At 65.0% G+C, this 643-nt stretch carries 1 protein-coding gene; it reads right to left on the bottom strand.

The annotated features are described in order from the left end of the window. The coding region (locus G7A99_RS23495; protein ID WP_163144460.1) for a helix-turn-helix domain-containing protein at positions 1-153 on the bottom strand (153 nt) is incomplete at its 3' end. Positions 154-643: the final 490 nt, after the last annotated feature.

Here is a 643-nt window from a genome sequence, read left to right on the forward strand (position 1 = left end):
GTCTGCCAGGGACAGCAAGACTGTCGAGGACGGCGTCGCCTTGCCGTTCTCGTATTTCGACACGGCCATAGCGGAAATCTGTGCGCGCTCGGCCAGAGCGCGTTGCGACAGCCCGGCCGCATGACGTGCCTGCTTGATCCGGTCACCGATCATGGTCGCCCCCGGTTTACAAAATTATGTTTCCAATTTAAATATTGTAAACCAAACAGCCACGACATGTCCCTGGCGACAGACGGGCGCGGCGCAACAACATGGCAACGAACCCTCCCACAGACGGCGGCTTGGCGCGGACGTCGTCCCACCGGGTAACTCGACTACTCCTGGGGAACCGGCTACGCGGGGCAAAGGGCGGGGCTGCTTGCGATGCCGATTCCGGAGATGCCGAGGCCTTCCCGCATGCGGGAACGCAACGTGTGTAACGAGGCGCCCGGCACGTATGCCCTGTGGGCATTTGGGGCTCTTATGACCGCCCTGGCCGGAGTGTCTTTGCTCCAGCCGCTCCCTGATAATGGACTGACGGGAGCCCCAAGCGGCGCCCCCGGGCTCAGTCCCCGTCCGCGCCGACACCGGGGCCGCGCAGGCACGCGGCCGGGTCCTTCGGGTCGAAATGCGCCCCGTCGAAGAAGCGGTCCGCGCCCATGGG

It is taken from the genome of Arhodomonas sp. KWT (assembly GCF_010993615.1).